This window comes from Winogradskyella ouciana (assembly GCF_009709615.1).
Lineage (GTDB): Bacteria > Bacteroidota > Bacteroidia > Flavobacteriales > Flavobacteriaceae > Winogradskyella > Winogradskyella ouciana.
On record NZ_WJYA01000004.1, the window covers coordinates 777,809 to 802,551 of the forward strand.

22 protein-coding genes are annotated in these 24,743 nt (G+C 34.1%); 14 read left to right on the forward strand and 8 right to left on the reverse strand.

Going from position 1 to position 24,743, the window contains the following annotated elements:
* Positions 1 to 9 precede the first annotated feature (9 nt).
* The gene (locus F1003_RS07440; protein WP_162306916.1) at positions 10 to 1,299 is read left to right on the forward strand and encodes an O-antigen translocase; all 1,290 of its coding nucleotides are present in this window, start codon (positions 10 to 12) and stop codon (positions 1,297 to 1,299) included.
* 4 nt (positions 1,300 to 1,303) lie between these two features.
* On the opposite strand, the gene F1003_RS07445 is transcribed toward F1003_RS07440, so the two are convergent.
* Positions 1,304 to 2,449, reverse strand: coding sequence for a glycosyltransferase (locus F1003_RS07445; protein ID WP_155088568.1), 1,146 nt, complete (start codon positions 2,447 to 2,449; stop codon positions 1,304 to 1,306).
* Between the two features lie 35 nt (positions 2,450 to 2,484).
* Here F1003_RS07445 and F1003_RS07450 point away from each other — a divergent pair, with 35 nt between their 5' ends.
* Together F1003_RS07450 and F1003_RS07455 are read left to right on the forward strand one after the other, a co-directional pair.
* Entirely contained in the window at positions 2,485 to 3,573 is a 1,089-nt protein-coding gene (locus tag F1003_RS07450) for a glycosyltransferase (RefSeq protein ID WP_155088569.1), read from the forward strand.
* 4 nt (positions 3,574 to 3,577) lie between these two features.
* Complete coding sequence (locus tag F1003_RS07455) at positions 3,578 to 3,985, forward strand: sugar 3,4-ketoisomerase (protein WP_155088570.1); 408 nt, start codon at positions 3,578 to 3,580, stop codon at positions 3,983 to 3,985.
* Here F1003_RS07455 and F1003_RS07460 read toward each other — a convergent pair.
* From F1003_RS07460 to F1003_RS07470, 3 genes are read right to left on the reverse strand one after another with little or no spacing between them, the layout of a single operon-like run.
* Positions 3,970 to 4,890: a glycosyltransferase family 2 protein gene (locus F1003_RS07460; RefSeq protein WP_155088571.1), complete on the reverse strand. Its 921-nt coding sequence runs from the start codon at positions 4,888 to 4,890 to the stop codon at positions 3,970 to 3,972. The two genes, F1003_RS07455 and F1003_RS07460, sit on opposite strands and share 16 nt — an antisense overlap.
* Entirely contained in the window at positions 4,890 to 5,753 is an 864-nt protein-coding gene (locus tag F1003_RS07465; protein WP_155088572.1) for a glycosyltransferase family 2 protein, read from the reverse strand. The genes F1003_RS07460 and F1003_RS07465 overlap by 1 nt, the downstream gene beginning before the upstream one ends.
* Positions 5,754 to 5,765: 12 nt before the next feature.
* On the reverse strand, positions 5,766 to 6,449 hold the full coding sequence (locus tag F1003_RS07470) for a cell division ATP-binding protein FtsE (RefSeq protein WP_155088573.1): 684 nt from the start codon (positions 6,447 to 6,449) through the stop codon (positions 5,766 to 5,768).
* Between the two features lie 98 nt (positions 6,450 to 6,547).
* Between F1003_RS07470 and F1003_RS07475 the strand changes: the two genes are divergently transcribed.
* The 3 genes from F1003_RS07475 (at position 6,548) to F1003_RS07485 (ending at position 13,124) form a co-directional block, all read left to right on the forward strand.
* Positions 6,548 to 8,146, forward strand: a complete 1,599-nt coding sequence (locus F1003_RS07475; RefSeq protein WP_155088574.1) for a right-handed parallel beta-helix repeat-containing protein — start codon at positions 6,548 to 6,550, stop codon at positions 8,144 to 8,146.
* A 116-nt stretch (positions 8,147 to 8,262) separates the two neighbouring features.
* Entirely contained in the window at positions 8,263 to 11,286 is a 3,024-nt protein-coding gene (locus F1003_RS07480; RefSeq protein WP_155088575.1) for a tetratricopeptide repeat protein, read from the forward strand.
* A gap of 101 nt (positions 11,287 to 11,387) precedes the next feature.
* The gene (locus F1003_RS07485) at positions 11,388 to 13,124 is read left to right on the forward strand and encodes a TonB-dependent receptor (RefSeq protein WP_155088576.1); all 1,737 of its coding nucleotides are present in this window, start codon (positions 11,388 to 11,390) and stop codon (positions 13,122 to 13,124) included.
* Positions 13,125 to 13,187: 63 nt separating this feature from the next.
* Here the strand turns inward: F1003_RS07485 and F1003_RS07490 are convergent, their stop codons facing one another.
* The gene (locus tag F1003_RS07490) at positions 13,188 to 13,889 is read right to left on the reverse strand and encodes a class I SAM-dependent methyltransferase (RefSeq protein ID WP_155088577.1); all 702 of its coding nucleotides are present in this window, start codon (positions 13,887 to 13,889) and stop codon (positions 13,188 to 13,190) included.
* A 121-nt stretch (positions 13,890 to 14,010) separates the two neighbouring features.
* Between F1003_RS07490 and F1003_RS07495 the strand changes: the two genes are divergently transcribed.
* The 5 genes from F1003_RS07495 (at position 14,011) to F1003_RS07515 (ending at position 17,756) form a co-directional block, all read left to right on the forward strand.
* On the forward strand, positions 14,011 to 14,505 hold the full coding sequence (locus F1003_RS07495) for a YkgJ family cysteine cluster protein (protein ID WP_155088578.1): 495 nt from the start codon (positions 14,011 to 14,013) through the stop codon (positions 14,503 to 14,505).
* A 50-nt stretch (positions 14,506 to 14,555) separates the two neighbouring features.
* On the forward strand, positions 14,556 to 15,455 hold the full coding sequence (locus F1003_RS07500; RefSeq protein ID WP_155088579.1) for a hypothetical protein: 900 nt from the start codon (positions 14,556 to 14,558) through the stop codon (positions 15,453 to 15,455).
* A gap of 5 nt (positions 15,456 to 15,460) precedes the next feature.
* Positions 15,461 to 16,303, forward strand: coding sequence for a sterol desaturase family protein (locus tag F1003_RS07505; RefSeq protein ID WP_162306930.1), 843 nt, complete (start codon positions 15,461 to 15,463; stop codon positions 16,301 to 16,303).
* A 28-nt stretch (positions 16,304 to 16,331) separates the two neighbouring features.
* Positions 16,332 to 17,171 carry a glycerophosphodiester phosphodiesterase family protein gene (locus F1003_RS07510; RefSeq protein WP_155088581.1) on the forward strand — a complete coding sequence of 280 codons (840 nt, stop codon included), beginning with the start codon at positions 16,332 to 16,334 and terminating at the stop codon, positions 17,169 to 17,171.
* A gap of 153 nt (positions 17,172 to 17,324) precedes the next feature.
* On the forward strand, positions 17,325 to 17,756 hold the full coding sequence (locus tag F1003_RS07515) for a hypothetical protein (RefSeq protein WP_155088582.1): 432 nt from the start codon (positions 17,325 to 17,327) through the stop codon (positions 17,754 to 17,756).
* 72 nt (positions 17,757 to 17,828) lie between these two features.
* On the opposite strand, the gene F1003_RS07520 is transcribed toward F1003_RS07515, so the two are convergent.
* Positions 17,829 to 19,127 carry an exo-beta-N-acetylmuramidase NamZ family protein gene (locus tag F1003_RS07520; RefSeq protein ID WP_155088583.1) on the reverse strand — a complete coding sequence of 433 codons (1,299 nt, stop codon included), beginning with the start codon at positions 19,125 to 19,127 and terminating at the stop codon, positions 17,829 to 17,831.
* 9 nt (positions 19,128 to 19,136) lie between these two features.
* Here F1003_RS07520 and F1003_RS07525 point away from each other — a divergent pair, with 9 nt between their 5' ends.
* Entirely contained in the window at positions 19,137 to 20,369 is a 1,233-nt protein-coding gene (locus tag F1003_RS07525) for an ABC transporter permease (RefSeq protein WP_155088584.1), read from the forward strand.
* Between the two features lie 268 nt (positions 20,370 to 20,637).
* Complete coding sequence (locus F1003_RS07530; protein ID WP_155088585.1) at positions 20,638 to 21,618, forward strand: PLP-dependent cysteine synthase family protein; 981 nt, start codon at positions 20,638 to 20,640, stop codon at positions 21,616 to 21,618.
* Positions 21,619 to 21,729: 111 nt separating this feature from the next.
* On the opposite strand, the gene F1003_RS07535 is transcribed toward F1003_RS07530, so the two are convergent.
* Together F1003_RS07535 and F1003_RS07540 are read right to left on the reverse strand one after the other, a co-directional pair.
* The gene (locus tag F1003_RS07535; RefSeq protein ID WP_155088586.1) at positions 21,730 to 22,140 is read right to left on the reverse strand and encodes a lipocalin family protein; all 411 of its coding nucleotides are present in this window, start codon (positions 22,138 to 22,140) and stop codon (positions 21,730 to 21,732) included.
* 57 nt (positions 22,141 to 22,197) lie between these two features.
* On the reverse strand, positions 22,198 to 23,340 hold the full coding sequence (locus F1003_RS07540; RefSeq protein WP_155088587.1) for an endonuclease/exonuclease/phosphatase family protein: 1,143 nt from the start codon (positions 23,338 to 23,340) through the stop codon (positions 22,198 to 22,200).
* Between the two features lie 116 nt (positions 23,341 to 23,456).
* Here F1003_RS07540 and F1003_RS07545 point away from each other — a divergent pair, with 116 nt between their 5' ends.
* On the forward strand, positions 23,457 to 24,728 hold the full coding sequence (locus tag F1003_RS07545; protein ID WP_155088588.1) for a DUF2851 family protein: 1,272 nt from the start codon (positions 23,457 to 23,459) through the stop codon (positions 24,726 to 24,728).
* The last annotated feature ends 15 nt before the right edge of the window (positions 24,729 to 24,743 follow it).

Consider the following 24,743-nt stretch of genomic DNA (forward strand, 5'->3'; position numbering starts at 1 on the left):
CAGTAACTCGTGAAACTTCCTAAATTTCTTAGTGGTAATACAGTTCTTAAGATTACATCGCTTAACGCTGTAGTTATAACTATTAGGCTTGTTGTTTCTGTATTTATTCAACGCTTATTAGCAATTACAGTTGGTGAAGCTGGTATTGCTAGTATTGGACAGGTTAGAAACGTTATGGTGATGCTTACCAGCACATCTACTATGGGAATCTTTAGTGGTGTGGTAAAATATGTAGCTGAGTATAAAGAAGATAAGCCAGAACTTGCTAAACTTTTTTCTACGGCAACGATTTTTGTTATCATCGGTTGTGTTGTTTCTGCTTTAATCTTGTTTATTGGGTCAAGCTATTTTTCTAATTATCTTTTTAAGTCAGATGACTTCGTATATGTATTTAAGTTATTGGCTGTAATTGTTCCTTTTATAGCTGTTAGTAGAACTATTAATGGTATTGTTAGTGGCCTTTCGGATTATAAGAAATACGCTAAAATTGAACTTATAAGTTATCTCTTAGCTACAGTTGCTATTCTTATAGGTCTGTATACGTCAAAATTAGAAGGTGTAATTATCGCAATTGCAATTGCACCAATGATTCAACTTGTTGTTTTAGGTTTTGTGTTTGGCGAAACATTAAGGGAATATATGAGTTTTAAGAGTTTAAAATTCAACCTTATTTATAAGAACAAACTTTTGGCATTTACTCTAATGTCTTTTGTTTCTGCATTTTTACTCAATTATATTGAAATTAACATCAGAACAACTGTAGCCAATGAAATTAATATTAATGAAGCGGGTTATTGGACAGCGATTACATTTATTTCAAAAAACTACATGGTATTTGCAACAGGCTTGTTTACACTGTATGTAATACCAAAATTTGCAAATATCCACAACAAAAAGGATTTTAAAAATGAAGTCTTTAGTATCTATAAAACCATTTTGCCAATCTTTGGGTTGGGTATGTTATTGGTTTACCTATTTAGAAATCTAATAATAGAAATTATCTATCCGGATTTTACAGGAATGGAACCCTTATTTAAATGGCAGTTATTGGGTGATTTTATTCGTCTGTGTGCATTGGTGTTAGCGCATCAGTTTTTAGCAAAACGATTGGTTAAGAGCTTTGTTGTTACGGAGATTATTTCATTGGTGTTATTTTTTGTACTTACCAAAATATTTATTCAGTATTATGGTACAGAAGGTGTTGTAATGGCACATTTAGTACGTTTTGTTATATACTTTGCCATTGTGATATTTGTTATCAGATTGTATTACAGTAATAAACAATCAAAGCCGTCTTAGCTTCTTATTCTTTGTTTTCTTGCCATGTTTTTAAGTAGTTTTTGGCGGAAGATATATAATTATGGTGCTCTTCTATAAATTGTCTGGCATTTTTCGAAATTTCAGTAATCTTATTAGGATTATTAATTAACCATTCCAGTTTTTTTGCAATATGCGTAGCGTTAGGCAATGCGTTGATTGCAACAGTGTCTTCTTCAACGTTATAATAATTTGACCATTCTTTTTCTGCACCTGTAAACACAACCTTACCTTGTGCCATAGCTTCAAGAGCATTGTAACCTTGGTCGTATGCATAAATTTGGTCGAAAACAATATGAGCTCCATCTAAGGCTTTTATGTAATCCTTATACGGCATACTTCTAACAGTTATGATTTTTATTCGTTCACTATAATTAGCACTTAAGATTTCTAAGGCTTCTTCAAAAATGTCATTCCCTTTTTTGTAGTAATTGCTTGAGTTAATGCCATGAAAAATAATAATCTTCTCTTCGGTCTTTGGTCTTTTATACGTTAAAACATCCGTATTTACAGGATTTGGTATTAGTCCTAAATATTTTGGATGGTTTTTCAATGGTAAATGATAATCTATATCTGAAGCAATAACACCATTGATATTTTCGTAAATGTGTTTATGAAGCTTTTTAAATTCAGGCTTCAAAAATTTAAGACCATAGGCACTAATAAAAGTTCTATCCTTTCCGTTTTTATAAGGTGTTAAGATTGAATATCTTAGTTTATCGGCATTGGCATATGAAACACTTATAAAGTCTGTGCCGCATGACAACAGGTAAATATTATTATTCCATGAAGAGATTAAATCAAAAATATCCTTTTCGATTTTTGCAGTACAACCAAAAGGAGCTTCGTTAATAAACTGTACAAAATCATAATTGCTCAGCTGCGGTTGCAACCTTTTAACTTGGCTTTTTATGTTAATGGATTCAAGATCAATACCACTAATGAGATATAATAAGTTTTTAATCTTTTGTTTGAGCCCTGTCTGATATCTTTTCTCAATCAGTAAATCAACATTGTACTTTTTAAACCCGTCAAAAGATGCAACGATGGTGACATCATGGTTCAATCGCAATAGACCTTCCTTTAACGAATTATGAAGCCTGCTATATTCGCCAACCAATAAAATTTTCATTTATATGATTACATTTGCTTCAAAGATAATTTTTAATGATCAAATCCAACCCTAAAAAAATATGTATTGTAGTTTCTTCTTTAGGTGCTGGTGGTGCAGAACGCTCTTCTGCTTTATTATCTGAATTATTATTTGATTTAGGTTATGATGTTCATATTGTTTCGGTAATAGACAGAATAGACTATCCATACAAAGGGGAACTGCTCAATTTGGGTAAGCTAAAATCCAAAGATCACTCTAGTTTGGGGAGGCTAAAGCGATTACTGGTTTTTAAGAATTACCTTAAGGAAAATAACTTTGATTATGTTATTGATAATAGAACTCGAATAGGATTGTTCAAAGAGTTTGTTATATCTAAATGGGTTTACAATGCAAAAAGAACGATTTATTGTATTCGCAGTTACAAAACAGAGGCATACATTAATCCAAGCCATTTTATCGGGAAGGTTTTGTATGGCTCTGCATTTAAGATTGTTGCAGTTTCTAATGCTATATGTGATAAACTTAAGGAGAGTTATAATTTCAAAAATTTAGAAGTAATACATAATCCGGTTGTAGAAAATTATGAAAGCCGAAAAACCGAAAAATCAAAAACAGGTAGTTATGCCCTTTTTTATGGGCGATTAGATGATGCTGTAAAAAACGTTTCTTTATTGTTAGAAGCTTATTCTCAATCAAGACTGCCTCAAACAGGTATAAAGCTAAAAATATTAGGAAATGGAAAAGATAAAGAAATGTTGCAAAGGAAAACCGATGATCTAAATTTGGAGCCTTATGTTGAATTTTTAGGCTTTAAGGAAAATCCTTATGATTTGGTTGAGTCTGCATATTTTACGGTCTTAACAAGTAGGTATGAAGGCTTTCCAAGAGTTTTGGTAGAGTCTCTCGCTCTTGGTGTACCAGTAATTTCTGTAGATTGTAAATCTGGTCCAGATGAAATTATTATCAACGAGCAAAATGGGCTTTTAGTTGAAAATCATAATATCGAAGTTTTGGCAAATGCCATGAACAGAATGCTAGAGGATAAAGATTTATACTTACATTGTAAGTCTAATGCAAGAGCTAGCGTTGAGAAGTTTTCGAAAGCGGAAATTGGTCAACAATGGAAAAAATTATTGGAGTAATTGAATGAAAACGATAGGAGATAGTAAAATTATTGAAATACCTAAAGTACACGATGAGCGCGGTTCGCTTGCGGTTATTGAAAAACAGGTTGTTCCGTTTGCTATAAAACGGGTATACTATTTATATGATGTTCCTAGTGATAGCTACAGAGGAGGTCATGCGCATAAAGAACAAGAGTCTGTAATTATTGCGCTTAGCGGAAGCTTTGAAGTGATTATAGATGACGGTAAATCGCGTAAACGGATTATGCTTAACAAACCAACACAGGGTTTGTATCTACCTACAAATATCTGGCGCGAAATTGATAATTTTTCTTCAGGTGCGGTTTGCTTGGTTTTGGCTTCTACCACTTACAACGAAGATGAGTATATTAGAGAGTACGAGACGTTTATAAATCAGTCCTTAGGGTAATAGACCTTTTCTCCTTTTAATGATTTTAATTTTATCAATAGTTTGAGAAGCCATTTAGGACTTTTTAATAACAAATTCTTCCGAGTACTTAGTGTATTGATATCTATATGAGATTTAAAATAGTTGAAGCTTTTATTATCACTTTGTAGTTTGCTTAAAATAGCCATAGAATAACGATTACGATCTAAGTAAGCTTTTATGTATTTGTTATTCTGTTCTTCTTTAAGGTACTTATCATATTTAGGTTTTTTATCTAATCCAAAAGTAGTGTTAGAAAGACTCGAAGGGCTATAGTTATAGATTACTAGTTGTTTGTTTATAAATAGTATATCATAATGTAACCCAAAACGAATCCACATATCTGTATCTTGACCCGAAATGATTAAAGGATCAAAATACCCTGTTTTTTCTAATATTGATTTGTGAAACACTACACTAGAACTCGTAAGTAATGAATATTTTTGACTGGCTTCAAAATAATTGTAACTTTTGTAAAGCCCTGATCGCTTAAAATTATATATTACAGGAACAGTCTTATGTTCATATTTTTGGGAAATGGCTGTAGCAAAAATTTTGTGTTCAGGAAATTTTAAAATAGCTGTATGTATCGTTTTGAGATATTCTTTATCCCAAATATCATCTCCATCCAATAAAGCTATATAGCTGTATTTAGCCGCTTTAATTCCGGTGTTCCTAGCAACAGATGCACCTTGGTTCTCAGTCGTTATAAGTCTAACCCGAGTGTCTTTGAATGAATTAATAATAGTCTCGCTTTCATCTGTAGAGCCATCATTGACTACAATGATCTCTAAATCTTTAAATGATTGGTTTAGCACACTGCTCAGGGTATTTTTTATAAAATCCGCTTTATTGTATACCGTTATGACAATTGAAAAAAAAGACACTAATGTTTTTGTTTTAGTTTACAAAAGTAACCCAACTTATAAAAATCGAATAAACGCATGGATGGATAGGACGATTTTAAGTTTTTTAATAATAAAGGTTTTGTAAGGATAAATAACATTATAACTAGTCCACTAAGTTTTAGAGAATTAATTTTATTTGAATATTTAACAACAGAGCTGTCTTGTATAAGTTTTTCATTAGATTTTACCAGATGATGCAAATTCTGCAAACCTTGTTCTGTCTTTTTTATAAAAGTATCCGCATCTTCTTTACTATCATGTATAACGGGAGTGTCGATAAAACTAGGTTTTATACCTTCTGCTTTTAGAGTATTAAAAAATAATAGATCTTCATAACCATAGGTTTTTATGCTTTCATTAAATGGGCACTTGAGAATTACGGATTTCTTTATTAAAAAATTAGCCGAAGAAAGTACCTTGTTACTCTTGTGGGACTCTCTCTCTTTTGTGTATATCCATCTGAGTTTATACGGTTTTTTGGCTGCGACCTTTTCTCCAATCATTCCACCAATTACCACATCTTTTTCTTTGTGCTCGATATAGGAAGCGATGTATTCTTTTGATTTAGGAAATGTGCCAGCATCTATAAAAAGAAGTGTATTGTATTGTGCTTTATTAGCTAACAGATTCCTTATGGCACTGCGTCCAATATTTTCTTTCAGGACGATTAACTTAATATTAGAAAATGCCTTTACTTTTTCGGTACTATCAAATCTAATATCTGATGCATCATCAATTACAATAATTTCAAATTTAATATGACATTTTATGGCCTGTGCATGTACTTCTTCAACTAAGGGAAGAATATTGTAATTATATACTGGTATCAGTATAGATAGCATTATTTGTAAAGATTAGTTCTTACGTTGCACTACCTCAAAAACCTTGTTTTCATCACACTTTAAGGTTTTACTCGGATATTTTAAAAGCAAAGCATAATCGTGCGTTGCCATCAAAATAGTATTTCCATTTTTATTAATGTCTTGTAATACTTTCATAACCTCAATACTTGTCTGTGGGTCAAGGTTACCTGTTGGCTCATCTGCTAATATCAATTCAGGATCGTTAAGTAACGCACGTGCAATGGCGATGCGTTGTTGTTCTCCGCCAGAAAGTTCATGAGGGAACTTAAATCCTTTAGTTTTCATGGCGACCTTATCCAATACACTTTCAATACGTTCCTTAATCTTATCCTTATCTTTCCAACCCGTGGCTTTAAGAACAAATTCAAGATTGCCATTTATAGTTCGGTCTGGTAAAAGCTTAAAATCCTGAAATACGATACCCAATTTTCTACGTAAAAACGGAATATCTTTTTCCTTCATGGTTCTAAGGTTAAAATCTACGACATTGCCTTCACCTTCGGTGAGTTCTAGATCGCCATAAAGGGTTTTCATAAAACTACTTTTACCGCTTCCGGTTTTACCAATGAGATAAACAAAATCTCCTTTTTTCATTTCAAAATTTATATTGGCAAGTACCATGCTATCACCTTGGTAAATCGTCGCATCTTTAAGTTGTAAAACCGTTTCGGACATATTTTTTATTCAAATTAAGTATGTGTAAATGTATTGTTTAATATTTCAAATCCCAAATGCAATTTCTACCTTGGCATAGTAATTGAAAAGCTACTTTCATGAGACATTCAATTAGTTTATTGGTACTGTTTTTTACTATATGTTCTTTTGGACAAAAAGAGTTTCATGTCTTTCCGATAGATGGTAAATCAATCCAAGGTTCTCCAAATGGCGATGGTAGCCTCAACAATCCATGGGATTTGCAAACTGCATTATCACAATCTTCAGAACGTGTAAATGGTGGTGATATTATTTGGTTGCATAAGGGAATTTATACAGGTAAATTTAAAAGTACTTTAGAATCTACAATAAAGGGTAAATATATAAGCGTAGTAGCATATAAGAACGACAAAGTTGTTCTCAATGGAAATGTTGATAGTAACAAAAATTATGTGCTCGAAGTTAACGGAAGCAATGTCATTTATAAGAATTTTGAGATTACATTTTTAGGAAACTTTTCACGATCAAAATCAGTCAAAAATTTCAGAGCTGTTGCAGGCCTTAATCATATGAAAGGGGAGGATTGTAAATTTCAGAAACTGGTAATTCACAACGTTCCTGGTTCTGGTATAGGCTCATGGAAAGCTACAGGAGGATCTATAATTGAGGATTGTATGATTTTCAATAATGGTTATCAAGGTACTCGTGGGCATGGAGTGGGTATTTATGTTCAGAATGAAAGTGATAAGACGAGAATTATTAGAAATAATATCATTTTCAATAATTATTACAAAGGCATAGAAGTGTGGTCAGCTACCTCTGGAACTAAACGAGAATTTGTTAAGAATGTATCACTAACCGATAATATTATATTCAATAATGGTGCACCTACTGGTAGGCCTTGTTCAAACCTTATTGTTGCTTCTGGAGATGCTGATGGTATCAATGTGGCCAAGAATATAAAAGTTAAAGACAACGTGCTTTATCACAATACTGATTTTACGGATTTTAAGAATTTTGGTTATGGTAATTCGCTGACTCTAGGTTATACACCAAAAGCATTAGTAGAAGATATAACCATTACGGATAATGTTATAATTGGAAGAAACAACGCCTTAAACATTATGCACGCTAAGTCTCTGGTGTTTAAAAACAATACAGTTTATACAGGCTATGTGCATTTAGCAACATCTAGTCTTCCTGCACTAGAAATGGGTCGCTTGAGTTTTAACAACAATAGATTCCATACTAGAAAAACGGCAGGATTAAGAGTATTAAAACATAAAGATTACAAACTTTCGGACTGGAAAACCACTTTTGGTATAGATGAAAATAGCGAGTGGAAACAACTAAAGGATTTCCAAATCAACCCAGTTTTAAAAGTAGTAGAGCTCAAAACGAAAAAAAATCATTTCAATGTGGCATTGCTTCAAAAAGAAGGAAAAGATGTTACGGTAGATTTTAGTGAGTTTGATATTGAGGAAGGTTCATCGTATAAAATCTACGATATTGAAAATAGAACCGTAGTAGTTAAATCTGGCGAGATTTCAAAAGATATGAAAGTAACATTCCCAATGGGATTAAAGGCTTTTGAAAAACCGACACATAACACTATGGCAACAAAAACCTCCAGTAATTTTGGAGTCTTTAGAGTTGAGTTTGAAACGCCAAAGAAAAAGGAAGGATTTTTTAAACGATTCTTTGGCTGGCTATTTTAACATTTAATAAGTTAGTTTATAATTATACAGAGTTTTCACCGTTATAGATTTTGTATTGAATTATATTTACATTAATTACAATTCATCATAAAAATAATAATCAAAAAACGAAGCAAATGCTACTTCTCAAAAGACAATTCATCATCGTTTTTCTCATGTTTTCTCTACTCGGTATTGCTCAGAAATCTGCGGTTTATACTAGTGATTTAAAAGATTATCAGAAAGCATTGACCTTATACAACAATAAGCAGTACAAAGCAGCACAATCCTTGTTCGATGATATAAAGTACAATACTGACGATAAGATGCTGAAATCGGATTGCTCGTATTATATCGCCAATTGTGCAGTACGATTAAATCAAAGAAATGCTGATGACTTAATCACAGAATTTGTCGAGGAATATCCAACAAGCACCAAACGTAATACGGCTTATTTAGACGTAGCCGATTATTATTTCGAAAATTCTAAATACGCTTACGCACGTAAATGGTATCAAAAAGTGGATGAACTGAGCATTGCACGTTCTGAGCGTGAACGCTACTATTTTAACTACGGTTACAGTCTATATGCTACCAAAAGTAAAACTCAAGCTACAAAATATTTAAACCGTGTTGTGGACTCCCAAGAATATGGTTCGCAAGCCAAGTATTATATCGGTTACATGGCTTATGAAGGTGATGATTATGATACAGCCAACGAATATTTTGACCAGGTTAGTGATAACGAAAAGTACAAGGAAAAGCTATCCTACTATCAGGCAGATTTAAACTTTAAATTAGGAAAGTTTGAAAAAGCCATTGAACTAGCAAAGGCGCAATTACCAAATGCCAGAGGTGAGGAAGAGTCCGAGCTGTCTAAAATTATTGGAGAAAGCTATTTTAACCTAGAAAAATATGAAGAAGCCTTGCCATACCTCAAAGCATACCAAGGCAAGCGTGGCAAATGGAACAATACCGATTACTACCAATTAGGTTACACGTACTACAAGCAAAATGATTTTGAAGCTGCCATTTCTGAATTCAATAAAATTATTGATGGTAACAATTCCGTAGCTCAAAATGCCTATTACCATTTGGGCGAGAGTTATATCAACCTCGATAAGAAGCAAGAAGCACTGAATGCTTTTAGAAACGCTTCTGAAATGGATTACGATCTCAAAATTCAGGAAGATGCTTGGTTAAACTATGCCAAAATCAGTTACGAAATTGGTAACCCGTACCAATCGGTTCCGCAGGTATTGGCTGGTTATTTGGATAAATACCCAGAAACAAGTTATAGAGAGGAAATCGAAACCTTATTGATAGATTCTTACATCACATCAAAAAATTACAAGGAAGCACTTGAGCTTTTAAAAGGGAAGAACAGCTTTGAAAATAAAGTAGCTTACCAAAAAGTGGCATTCTTTAGAGGTGTTGAACTTTACAATGAAACCAAGTATAGTGAAGCTCTAGATTTATTCAACAATTCGTTAAAAGAGCCAAGAGACCCAATCTTTGTAGCAAAGGCAACATTTTGGAAAGCAGAAACCGAATACAATCTTTCCAATTTTAACGATGCGTTGATTGGCTTTAAACAATTTAAGGGAATGGCTGAGGCCTCAGACCTTCCTGAAAGTGAAAATCTTGATTATAACTTGGCTTACACCTATTTTAAGTTGAAGGATTATAACAATGCCTCTAATTACTTTCAGAAGTTCGTAGATAAAAATTCGAGCGATAGACTCAGAAGAAATGATGCCTATCTAAGATTGGCAGATGGATATTTTGTATCGAGTAAGTATCAAAATGCTATAAATGCTTATGATAAAGCGATTCAAATCAATGAAATAGAAACAGACTATGCAGCATTTCAAAAAGCGATGAGTCATGGGTATTTAAGCAAGAGTTCTACAAAAATTTCTGAGTTAAACGCCTTTATAGAAGGTTATCCAAAATCAGCTTTAAGAGACGATGCTATGTACGAATTGGCAAATTCTTACGTAAAGACTGGTGATACAGATAAGGCTATGCAAATGTATGACCGTTTAAATTCTGAATATAGACGAAGTGCGTTCACATCAAAAGCTTTGTTGCGCCAAGGTTTGGTCTATTACAACAGTAACGATAATGAACGTGCATTGACCAAGTTTAAGAAAGTAGCGAGTGACTTTCCTGGTTCTGGAGAGGCTGTACAGGCAGTTTCCACGGCACGTTTAATTTATATCGATTTAGGTCGTGTGGATGAATATGCATCTTGGGTAAAATCTCTAGACTATGTTGAGGTAACCGATGTTGAATTGGATAATACCATGTATTTGGCAGCAGAAAAACCGTATTTAGATAATGATACAGATAATGCCATTCGTCAGTTCAATAAATATCTGAATCAATTCTCGAATGGAATCCATGCTTTAAAATCACACTTTTATTTAGCACAGTTGTATTACCAAAAGGATTTGTTCGAAAATGCACAACCGCATTACCAATATGTTGTTGAGGCTGCAAAAAGTGAATATACCGAACAAGCAACAGTTAGGTTATGCGAAATTTACCTGAACGATTCCAATTGGTCTAAAGCCATTCCAGTATTAAAGACTTTGGAAGTCGAAGCAGACTATCCGCAGAATGTATTATATGCGCAATCCAATTTAATGAATGCCTATTACCAAACTGAAGATTACAATCAGGCAGAGACCTATGCCGAAAGAGTATTGGGCAATTCAAACTTGGATAACAAAGTAAAGAGCGATGCCAAAATCATCATTGCGCGTTCAGCCATAAAAACCGGTAATGAGGCCAAGGCAAAAGGTGCTTATGCAGATGTTGAAAAAATTGCCACAGGTAGTCTAGCTGCTGAAGCTCTGTTCTATAACGGCTACTTTAAGAACAAAGAGGGTAAGTATGAAGCTTCTAATACAATCATCCAAAGATTGGCAAAGGATTATAGCAGCTACAAATACTATAGCGCCAAGGGCTTGGTGGTTATGGCAAAGAATTTCTATGCTTTGGGAGATGCCTTTCAAGCGACCTATATTTTGGAAAGCGTGATTTCAAACTTCCCGGATTTTGACGATGTTGTACAAGAAGCAAGAATAGAACTCAATAAAATAAAAGCCGAAGAAGCAAAAACAAATTCATCAATCGAAACAGACGATAATTAAACATGAAAGCATTTTGACTGTGCTCAATATAACAGTCTTGAATCATTAATTTATTGTCAGGCTGAGCGCAGTCGAAGCCAAAAAAATTTAAATCAAAAAACATGAAAATCAAGTTTTTAATTTTTATAATCACCATAGCAACCGGTTTATCATTTATAAATGCCCAAGAGCGCAAAAATGACACTATTGACGATCAAGTGGTAAATGTGGTAAAACCGTATACACCAACGATTTCTGATGCGTTTAAAATTAAGGATACACCAAAATTGAGCGACTCTAATATAGTGAAGAAAAAGGAAGTGAAATACAATATCTTCTCAATCCCTGTGGCATCAACTTTTACACCTGCAAAAGGAAAAGCGGCTAATGTAGATAAGGCAAAACCAGTGAAGTTATACGATAATTATGCCTCTCTTGGCGTGGGAACTTACACTACAATTTTGGGCGAGGTATATCTTAACCATGAGTTGAGCAGTACCGAAAATGTTGGCGGTTATTTTAGCCATCATTCCTCACAAGGTGGTATCGACAATGTGTTTTTGGATGACAATTTCAGTAAAACTGGTTTAAATGCACATTATTCACAGAAACTTAGGGATTTTTCGTGGAAAGTAGATGGAGGTGTTGATTTAATGACTTACAACTGGTACGGTTTACCAGAGGGATATGAAGATCAAGCTAGTGATATAGACCCTAGGCATTCCTTTAACAGCTTTTACATAGGAGGTAAATTAAAGTTTGATGACGCCATCATAAAAGACGGAAGCGTGAGATTCAGACGTTTTGGCGACGATCAAGATTCTGGTGAGAATAGATTTGTGGCTAAAACAAATTTTGCTATTCCTGTTCAAGGCGAAGAAATAAACACTGAATTTTATGTGGATTATATAGGAGGTAGTTTTGACGAAAGTTATTTTGGTGGTGATGAAATTAATTACGGAAACGTAACCTTTGGTTTATCTCCATCATACCAAATGAAACAAGATGATTTAACTGTTAGTTTGGGTGTTCGTTTGGTCTATCTTAATGATACTGAGTTTAGTGACAATAAGTTCTTTATTTATCCAAATTTTGAAGCATCCTACCGTTTAGTTGATGAGATTTTAATCGCCTATGGTGGAATTAAAGGAGATCTTCAACAAAATTCGTACTATCAATTTGCAAGTGAAAACCCATTTGTGTCACCAACCTTGTTAATCGCTCCAACAGACCAACGCTATAATGGATTTATTGGGTTAAAAGGAAAGTTGTCTAATAATGTAAGTTATAATATTAAGGGAAGCTATTATTCTGAAGATAATAAGCCGTTATATAGGTTAAATACAGTAAGAAATTTTTCGTTTGGTAGCGGAGCAGAAGATTATTATTACGGTAATTCATTCGGAATTGTTTATGATGATGTCACTACATTCTCTGTGGGAGGTGAGCTAAATATTGATGTCAATAGAAACTTTACTCTAGGTTTAAAAGGTGAGTACTTTGGTTATAATACGGATACACAAGCCGAAGCATGGAACCTGCCAGATGTGACCGGTTCTATTTTTATGGATGTTCAGATTACGGAACAGTGGTTTGCTGGTGCTAGTGCTTATTTTGTTGGTGAGCGAAAAGATTTATTTGAATTGGAAGGCTCTTTAACAGGCGATTCAATTATGGAGATGATAACACTAGAAAGTTACTTTGATGCCAATGCACATTTGGGTTACAAGATAAATGACCAACTTTCAATTTTTGCTAAAGTGAATAATATTTTAAATCAAGATTATCAGCGTTACCTCAACTTCCCAGTACAAGGTTTTCAAGCTTTAGCTGGTGCTACGTATCAATTTGATTTTTAATAAGGTCTGTCATTCTGAACTGTCACACAGAGCTTGTCGAAGTGTTGTTTCAGAATTTCACTTTCATAAATGAGAAATTTTTGCCAAATAATCAAAATGCGCACCATCCATTATTTTTTCACATTGTAAACCAACGGTTTGGCAAGCAGTATGTAAAGTTTCAAAATCAAGGTAAAGCCATTTCATGGGTACTTCCTCTTCGCCTTTATAGCTGAGGTAATAATCAAGTTCGCCATAATACGGACTGTTTAAATCTATCCAAGTACCACCATCTTCGCCTTCGTACATATAGGATATGTCAGAAGAATCGATTAGGATTTGTCCGTTGGGATTTAATAATGATTTTAGGTGTATTAAGTATTTAGTAACTTGTGATAGCTCTTGAAAAATTCCTGTACCATTCATTAATAATAGAATCGTATCAAATGTTTCACTTTCTTCCAAAAGTGGTTTTAATTCAATATTCAAAACACCACGCTGTTTTGCTACTTCAATAGCACCTTGAGATGTATCAATAGCTTTTACCTTATAACCTTTGTTTTGCAACCATAACGCATGGCTACCAGCGCCACAACCCACATCAAGAATGTGTCCTTTACTTAAATTTAGAGCTTTTTGTTCCAGCTTTGGCATTTCAGCATAATCCCTAAACAAATAGGGAAGTGGTAGTTCGTCTTCATCGGAGATATTGGTCCAAGTGACGATATCTTTAGAATAATTGTTATTCTGATAATCCCTTAAGGCCTTTCCGAAGATATCTTTCATAATTATTTTCTTGTCATTGCGAGCGAAGCGCGGCAATCTCTTTTTTAATTTAACTATTTTTGTTACAGATTACCACGTCACTACGTTCCTCGTAATGACATTTACTTTGTATTTTTACACTATGCAAGACCAAATCAATAATCTTCCTAAGCTCGCCAAAGATAGGCATAAGGAAAACAAAACTTTCTTTACAAAACTGAGAAAAAAGCCACCCAAGCAATTGGATTATTTAATGCAAGATCTACACAAGGAAGAATTTGAACGCACAGATTGTTTAGATTGTGCCAACTGCTGTAAAACTACTGGACCGCTTTTTACAGACAAGGATATTAAGCGCATTGCTAAGTTCTTTAAAATGAAAGAACAGCAATTTATAGAAGCATATCTTCGTTTAGATGAAGACAATGATTATGTATTGCAATCTGTACCTTGTGCGTTTTTAGGAGCGGATAACTATTGTTCAATTTATGAAGTGAGACCAAAGGCTTGTAGAGAATTTCCGCATACGGATAGAAAAAAGTTTCAGCAAATTTCTAACTTAACACTCAAAAATGTGGTTATATGTCCTGCTGCTTTTAACATCGTTGAAGAAATGAAAAAACGAATTCAATTATAAAATTTATGCTTCGGAATAATTTTTGATACTCTATTTTGAAAAAAAATAAAATGAAAAAACTCTATACGACCCTAGCACTCGTCTTTTTTGGAATGAGTATTTCCTTTGCACAGGCTTGGATGACCAATTTAGAAATTGCCCAACGCTTGGCACAGGTGCAAAATAAAATGGTGCTCATGGTTTGGGAAGAAACCACTAACTATCAGTATCCGGTTTTTGTAAAAGATGATAGAGGGAGAACCATCTATATAGATAATTTATTTGAAGATGAGGAAGTGAGCCCATTAATCTGGGAGTACTTTGTGCCTGTTATAGTGAGTGAGTATAGATATGCGGATTTGTACGAGAAAATTAAAGGAAAGCGAAGTCAAATTTACATCGATAAGTTTAATGACGACTCTATAAAAATTATGGATGTTAACGGTAATATTTTAAACGTCAGTTATTTTACGGAAGACTTTCAGAATATTACGGAAATCATAAGGCTTTATGGGCTTAATACGCAGTATATCGCTCAAGAACTCAAGGACTATAAAAGTGAAAAAGATTTTTATTCGGCTTATTATTTAGCTTCAAAGTATTTGGACTTTGCGCTGTATGCCGATACAAAGACACGATCTAGTATTGTAAACCTCTCTAATATATATCTTCAGGAAGCTGTTGAATTGATAAAAGAACAAGAACCAGAAGATAGACCAAGCTTAGAGCAGCGTTGCGAATTACTTAAAATACAAGAATACCTCATATTAAAACGCCCAAAGAAAGTCATAAGGTTGTTGAGAAAGCTGAAGGATGAAGACATCTATGAGAGCAATAAGTCTTTTGTTGCTTTTCTTTATTACACGGCATATATGAGTACAGACAAACCTGAAGATGCAGAACCATGGAAAGCTAAAATTTCTTTAGTAAATTTGAGCAAAGCCCAGAAGATTATAAATCTTAATACTTAAAAATGGTGGAAACCTTAATTAATTATTTTGAGACCATCCCGTCCAAACACCGTAGTCTTATTTTGGTTGGTGGACTTACTCTGTTTTGGTTAATTGAAAGTGGACTGCCTTTATTTAAGTTTAAATACAACAAATGGAGACATGCACTACCTAATTTATTTTTTACTTTAACCACGGTAATCATCAATTTTGCCTTTGCTTTTCTGTTGCTTGGTGCAGCTGACTGGGTAAAAGCCAATGATTTTGGAGTTATTAATTGGTTACCGGAAATGCCGTTATGGTTGTATGCATTTTTAGGAGTGTTATTGTTAGATTTTTTTGGTGCTTATTTGGCTCATTATGTAGAGCACAAGGTAAAGCCTTTATGGATGGTGCATTTGGTACATCATACAGACCATAATGTAGATACAACAACGGCTAACAGACATCATCCTATAGAAAGTGTTATAAGATTTATATTCACGCTTTTGGGAGTTTTAATTGTCGGTACACCAATAGCTTTAGTGTTTTTGTACCAGTCCTTGTCATTGGTGTTTACCCAGTTTACACATGCAAATATTAAGATGCCTAAAGGTTTGGATAAAGTTTTAAGTTATTTTATTGTGTCGCCAGATATGCATAAAATTCACCACCATTACAGATTGCCTTATACAGATTCTAACTATGGCAATATATTTAGCATTTGGGATCGCCTATTTGGGACGTATATGTACATGGATCGCGAAAAATTGGTGTATGGAGTTGATGTGTTTCCTGATGAGAAAAAGAATGGTCATATCGGTGAATTGCTAAAGCAGCCTTTTCAGAAATATGAAAAACCTACCTTATCAGCTGATTTTGAGGAATAGTACTTTTCTTTTAATAATTTGTTTGCTAATGAGCTGCAATTCAAACCCAAAATTAGATGTGCAAGGACATAGAGGCTGTAGAGGGCTTTTGCCTGAAAATTCCTTACCAGCTTTTGAAAAGGCCGTTGATCTTGGCGTGCAAACTCTAGAGCTCGATATTGCCATTACCAAAGATAAAGAAGTCGTGGTGTCTCATGAGCCGTTTATAAGCCGATTTACTTGCCTAAATCCTGAAGGTAATGAGATTCCCAAAGAAATGGATATGGCTTACAATCTCTACCATATGACTAACGAGGAGATTAAAGAATTTGATTGTGGCTCCAAGTATCATCCGTCTTATCCAGAACAAGAAAAGTTAAAAACATACAAGCCACTTCTATCCGAAGTTTTTGAAATGGATAAGGTGAAAGAGTCAGAGGTTAAATTCAATATTGAACTAAAGTCCAAGCCCGAATACTATGGTATTTACACACCGCACCCAGAGGAATATGTGAAAATCGTATTGAATGAAATTGAAGATAAAGGCATGTTCAATCGCGTGAATCTGCAATCCTTTGATTTGACTATTCTCGAAGAAATAAAAAAACAATCTCCAAAGATGAAAATAGCACTTTTAATCGACAAGGATGAAAATATTGCAACGAAGCTGGCTGAATTATCCTATAAACCAGAGATTATAAGTCCATATTTTGAATTGTTAACATCACATGATTTGATAATGAATTATCAAGATAAAGGATATAAAATAATTCCATGGACGGTTAACGAAGAACAAGACATGTTTAAAATGCTAAGGTGGAATGTCGATGGCATTATTACGGATTATCCAGATAGGCTTCTAGAGATACGTAAAAACAATCGTTATTAACAGTTTATCAACAAAAAGATGTCGTTGCTCTAATATTTATGTATTTAATGGATTTTTTAGTCTGTAAATTCATAAACAATTTATGTTTGCTGGTGGATTAATTAATTACTGTTGGAATAAACAAACTCATGTTTAATTCTAAGTAATGCCATAGTGAAAAATTTAATCCGTATCTGTCTCCTCATTATTCTCATTTTCTTATTGAGCTTCTCACTTAAAGCGCAAGAGCATTATGCTAAACTTGAAAAGAATAGAAACATTCAAGCCAAAGGTTTGATACACCAACTAAACGCTACAAAAGACACGCTAATTCTCAAAAGTGACACAAAAATCAATTATCTCTATTCCATTAATAAAGACTACGGAAGAGATTTCGATGTTTACGTTGATACCACTTATTTTGAATTACCGCTAAATAAATTACCTAAAGGAAAACATGTTTTGGTAGCTGTACAATCACCAAAGCGGATTGTGTTTGTAGTAAGAATATTAAAGGATATTCCTAAAGACTTACCCGAACAAGAAATTTCAGAAGACATTGTAGCAACGGAACCAGTCAAAGTAGCGGTGACTGAGAATAATTAGGACAATGTCATACTGAGCACACGCGTGTCGCTGAAGCTTTAGCGTAAGAACAGTCGAAGTGTCTAAAACAGTTTAGTTATAAATTAGGTATTTTTCTCGCATCTCTTTATAGTCATCCAAATCATCTTTCCAAGTTGCTCTAATTTCAGCTTCGCTTAGTCCAGCTTCAATTTGCTGTTGCAATTTCGCTGTTCCTGCATGCTTTGTAAAATTAGCCGTATTGAATACTTTGGATTTATCTGTAGCATGGTTATATGCATCCATAACGTACTTTAGGGTAAATTTCCGTTCAGCTTTTATATTAGATAAATCTGCACCATAACAAACGTCATCTTTATGCTTAGGATATTTAGAGCCGAAATTTGGTTTTGGAGTATAGCTGAATTCATAATGACTTTTATCTAAAAAGGGAGCTCCATAGCGTTGAAATTGAAACTCTGTACCACGCCCAACATTAATATTGGTGCCTTCAAACAAACCTAAACTCGGATATAACGTAATGGATTGATCATTTGGTAAATTAGGTGAAGGTCTAATAGGTAAACTGTAGAGGCTATCGTGATTGTAATTTTCCATTTCAATAACAGTGATATCACAAGTAACTCCATTGCTTAACCATTTTTCACCATTAATCATTTGTGCATATTCAACAATCGTCATACCGTGAACCAATGGAATAGGATGCATGCCCAAAAAGCTACTGTGTTCTTTTTCCAATACAGGACCATCTACATAATTGCCATTTGGGTTTGGACGATCTAAAATAAGAAGAGGTACATTGTTTTCTGCACAAGCTTCCATAACATAATGTAACGTAGAGATATAAGTGTAAAATCGAACACCAACATCCTGTATATCAAAAACCACAATATCTAAGCCCTCTAACTGTTTTTTGGTTGGTTTTTTATGTTTTCCATGAAGTGAAAAAATAGGCAAACCTGTTTTGGTATCCACACCATCTTTTACCTTTTCACCAGCATCTGCAGTACCTCTAAAACCATGTTCAGGTGAAAAGACTTTTTTGATGTTGATATCTAAAACTAATAATGAATCAACTAAATGTACAAATGAACTGTCATTGCGAGTCTCGTTTTTTTTACGAGACGTGGCAATCTCTTTAAATATTACACTCGTCTGATTAGCCACAACACCAACACGCTTTCCTTTAAGCAATGGTAAATACTGTTCCGTTTGATCAGCGCCAACAACAATTGCTTTGTCATCCTTTGGCTTCGTGCTTCGAGCTTCCTGCTTCAAACTTTCAGCTGTCACTTTTTCACTTCCAGCTTTTCCAGCACATGATATAACCATTGAGATAATACCGAAAATTATCGGGAATAAAACAGTATTTTTGAAAACCTTAAAACGCATATTTAGATTTTGAATTTTGAGTTGTTTATAGCTAAACGCATTATTGGCAGTAAAGCGTATAAAAGTAGTGTTTCGGCACCAATAATTAAAATTGGAATTGCCGCAATTGCTATTGGTATTATTGTTATGCTCATTGCTATTGCCACAGGTTTGGGCTTACAGCAAAAGATAAGGGATAAGGTTGTGGCTTTTAATGGTCATATAGAAATTACCAATTTCGATACCAATGCTTCCGATGAATCCCAAGTACCTATTTCCAAAGATCAAGATTTTTACCCTGAATTCAATTCAGTTGAAGGAGTAACACATATACAAGCCGTTGCCACAAAGTTTGCCGTTATTAGAACAGAAACCGATTTTGAAGGTGTCGTAGTAAAAGGCGTAGGAGCGGATTATAAATGGGATTATTTCAAGGAGTTTTTGGTTGAAGGTCGTCTGCCTGATTTTACAGGAAAACGAAATGAAGAGATTTTAATTTCAAGTTATTTGGCGAATCGATTAGGCTTTAATGTCGGAGATAAATTTCAAACCCTGTTTGGCGAAAACCTTGAAAGACCACCTCGTATTATCAACTATGAAATCGTAGGAATTTATAATTCTGGTTTCCAGGAATTGGACGAAAAATTCTGCATTGCAGATATAAGACATATACAACGTCTCAATAAATGGAAAGCTGAAGAAATAGGCAGTTTTGAAGTTTTTGTAGATGATTTTTCAGAATTAGATGAAATAGTTCCACAGGTTTATAAAGAATCTGGTTCTTATCTCAATGCCAGACCTGTCAATAAAAAATACTACACCGTTTTTGAATGGATCAAAATTTTTGATAGCAACACAAATATCATCATCGCAATTATGATTATCGTTGCTGGTATTAACATGATAACCACACTATTGGTACTGATCTTAGAGCGAACCAACATGATAGGTGTTCTAAAAGCCTTGGGAAGTTCTAATTGGTCCATAAGAAAGGTGTTTTTATATAATGCCTCTTATTTAATTGGTTTGGGTTTAATTTGGGGAAATCTTATAGGACTTGGCCTATTATTCACTCAGAAGTATTTTAAATTATTTCCTTTAAATCCAGATACTTATTACGTCAGTGAAGCACCAGTTTATATCAGTTGGGACTACATCTTATTGCTGAATATAGGAACTTTCATTGCTTGTTTATTAATGTTGATGATTCCATCAATTATCATCTCAAGAATTTCACCGGTGAAGGCCATTCGGTTTGATTAAAAGCCCCTTGGTATAACTTATAGCTTATCCAATGGCTTGTAATTTTCCCCCAGAAGGGATCAAATGGTGTTTGTTGCTTAGCCATTGATTTTTATACCTTTTCTAAGCGATTTTTTATGTTGCTATATTCAATATTTTTTCTTGAAAATTTGGAATTTAGTTTTTGATGTTTGGAATTTTTTAATCAGCTAATAGCATTGAAAACATAACCAACTTTTTACTTTCTACTTATTACTTTATACTTAAATTTGCACCGCAAATTGATTTTATGGACTACGCAGAAAATATATTAGGGACTATAGGAAACACTCCTCTAGTAAAAATGAATAAACTGGTTGAAGAGCTGCCTTGTTTGGTACTCGCTAAATACGAAACTTTTAACCCAGGAAACTCGGTTAAAGACCGTATGGCATTGCAAATGATCGAAGATGCAGAAGCTGACGGAAGATTGAAGCCAGGCGGAACAATTATAGAAGGAACTTCTGGTAATACAGGTATGGGCTTGGCTTTAGCTGCTATTGTAAAAGGTTACAAGTGCATTTTCGTGATTAGTGATAAGCAGTCTAAAGAGAAAATGGATGTGCTAAAGGCTATGGGAGCTGAGGTTGTGGTTTGCCCAACAGATGTTGAGCCAGACGATCCACGTAGTTATTATTCGGTGTCTAAACGTTTGGGTGAAGAAACACCGAATTCTTGGTATGTCAATCAATATGATAACCCAAGCAATACTAAAGCACACTACCAAAGCACTGGACCAGAAATTTGGAAACAAACAGACGGTAAGATTACTCATTTTGTAGTTGGTGTTGGTACAGGTGGAACCATTTCTGGAGTAGGGAAGTACCTAAAGGAACAAAACCCGGATATTAAAGTTTGGGGAGTGGACACTTATGGTTCTGTGTTTAAAAAATATCATGAATCAGGTGTGTTTGACGAAAACGAAATCTACCCTTATGTCACTGAAGGTATTGGTGAAGATATATTGCCAGAAAATGTGGACTTTAGCATTATCGATGGGTTTACCAAAGTTACCGATAAGGATGCAGCGGTTTACACGCAATTGTTGGCAAAAGAAGAAGGTATGTTCTTGGGTAACTCAGCAGGAGCAGCTATAAAAGGTGTGCTACAATTGAAAGAACATTTTAAACCAGATGATGTTGTGGTAGTACTTTATCACGACCATGGAAGTCGTTACGTAGGTAAAATGTTTAATGACGATTGGATGCGTGAGAAGGGTTATATTGAATAGCCATGTTTTTCTGCATCTGTTTTACTTAAAGACAGAACACTCAATAATAAAAATCAAATGCCCAAAGAAATACTTTGGGCATTTGATTTTTTTAAAACAAAGTCGTCTTAATTAATCTATAAAATTGCTTGTCTTTATCCAAGTTTCTTTAACAACGTCACCATCGGCATTGGCATAACCTAGAACTAAAGTAGCTGTATTTAAAATGTATTCATAAGAGAAAGTGATCCCATTGGATGTTTCAAATTCCATCACATTTCCATTGTTAGTAATCTTAAATGTGCCGGAACTTGTATCATTGCTTTCTAAAGTAAACAAGCCTTTAAAATCTCTAATGTCATTATCGTCTCTAAAGATAAATTTGGCATCGTCCGTTGGTTGTGGATCGGTGTCATTAAGGATTCTGCTTTGTAGTTCCCATTGGCCAATTAAATTTTCAATAGCAGAATAATTGTGGTCTTCATCTCGGCTGCAACTCATTACAGTAGCAACCACTGCCAAGATTAATAATATGCGTTTCATAACTTTTGTTTTTATTTTAAAGTTAGTAAAACGGACTGAGTTAGACAAGTATTGGTCTTATTCATTCTTAATCTTCTCTAAATACGTTAAACTGAAATTTATTTTTAGCTCAGTCCACATTGGAAGGTGATCGCTGAGTTGAAAAGTACGCCACTCTTTTTTGTAGTACTCTTTTTGTGCATCCGGATCGGCAATAATAGCCTTAAACTCATCTATCGATTTCTGTATTTTTACTTTCTTTTCAGCATCGGTAGTGTTGGCTAACTTATCTTTTTGCTTTGCAAGTTTGCCCTTTAAATTTTGTAAAACTACTTCTTGATAGTCAGTAAACTGACGTGTGCTAAAAACCCTATTGTAATAATTATAGGCGCCGGCACTATTGTCTTGATCTCCGTGCACAACTTCACCTTTTTTTTCCATAAAGGCAATTTGATCATAGTGTTTGGTTTGGTACATATTACTTGGGTTGTCTTCAATACCTTTTGGAATTTTAAAGCCATGTTTTTTTAAGGCTTTCATGGTTTTGTGCTCTGGACTATAAATATTAAAGTCACCTAAAAGAATGAGGTTTTCGTCATAGCGTTTAGCGCGCTTTTTTAAGTTTTCTGCTATGGTGTCTATTTCTTCAATACGTTGTTTTAGTTTTTCCCCAGAAGCCGAACCAAAATAAATATGAACAGTACAAAGTTTAAACTTAAACCAACCAGATTGAAAAGCTACTAAAAAAGGTGTTCGGGCAAACTGCTTTTTGTCACCTATAAGCTTACTGGGAGTCAGTACAATTTCACCTGCCACTTTCTGAAAAGATACACGGTTGGTGTCGTAGATATAGGCCATACGTTCACCATTGCCAGAATGACCTTCGGTGACATCTGTCATTATATAATCCCACTGGTCACCCATAACGTACATTAAACGGTTAAAGGCAAAAAGGTCTTCATTGACTTCTTGTATAGCGACCAAATCAAAACTTGAGATAATCTCGGACATATAGAAAAAAGCTTCCTTGGTACGTGGACCATAACCATATTGATTGGAGTCAAAATCCCTTATGTTCCATGTGGCAATAAGCACATTTTCATTAAAGATTTTTTCAGGAATTTTTTCGTCAAGATCTTCTTTGAGGCTGGTTAATCGTTTAATAACGCGCTTACGTTCTTCTAATTCAGGAAAATCGTTTTTTAAAGCAAAGTAACGCATAGTGGGTTGGTATTGGTTTACGACTACAAGTTAATCATAAAAACAGTCGGTTTTTATACGTAGGATTACGTATTTTTCGTCTTTTTTGTTTCAATTCAAATGTCTATTTTAGAACCATGCAAGAAGACTTTCTTCATTACGTTTGGAAACACAAGGCATTTTCATCACAATCCCTTAAAACAGTAAGCGGAGAGACCATTTCCATAAAACATCTTGGTCAGCATAATCATAATGCTGGTCCAGATTTTTTTAATGGGCAATTAAGTATTAATGGTCAACTTTGGGCTGGAAATATAGAAATTCATATAAAATCGTCTGATTGGTACTTGCACAATCATGAAAAAGATAAAGCCTACGATAATGTTATCCTTCATGTCGTATGGGAACATGATACAGAGGTTTTTAGAAAAGACAATTCTGAAATTCCAACACTTGTATTGAAACACTATGTTGACGATGCTCTATTTGGGAATTATCAAAAACTAATGAAGTCCAAATCTTGGATTAATTGTGAGGCTGATTTTTCGGATATAGATGATTTTCTGTTAAACAATTGGTTAGAGCGTTTGTTCATAGAACGCTTAGAGCGAAAATCTGATGATATTTCTACACTTTTACAACAGTCCAATAACGATTGGGAAGCCGTTTTGTTTATAATGTTATTGAAGAATTTCGGACTTAAAGTAAATGGTGAAGCTTTTCTAAGCTTAGCAAAATCAATTGATTATTCAGTGGTGAGGAAACTTCAAAATGATGTATTGGAAATGGAAGCTTTGTTATTTGGACAAGCGGGTTTGTTGGATGATGATGTGCAAGAGGCCTACCACTCGGATTTAAAATTACGCTATCAATATTTAAAGCAAAAATTCACACTTAGAAATGAAGGGGTTTTGCCTTTGCAGTTTTTTAGGTTAAGACCACCTAATTTCCCTACAATACGTTTGTCGCAATTTGCAAATGTATATACTACGGAGCACCAGCTATTTTCTAAAGTGATGGTAATGAATAAAAAAGATGAGTTTTACAAACTATTTAACAAAGGGGTCAATGAGTTTTGGATGACGCATTACACATTTGCTAAAGCTTCAAAAATTTCTAAGAAACTATTGACCAAGTCTTTTATAGATTTACTAATCATTAACACTATTATTCCTTTAAAATTTAGTTACGCAAAATATCAAGGACAATCAATTGAAGGTGAATTATTTGACCTCATTAAAGAAATAAAGCTTGAAAACAACAGTATTGTCAAAAAGTTTTTACAGTTAAAATCATTAGAAAAAAATGCGCTGAGTTCTCAAGCATTATTACAACTAAAACAACACTATTGCGACAAAAATAAATGTTTGCAATGTGCTATAGGAAATCAACTAATCGTTAAAAATTGAGCTATTTGCTATATA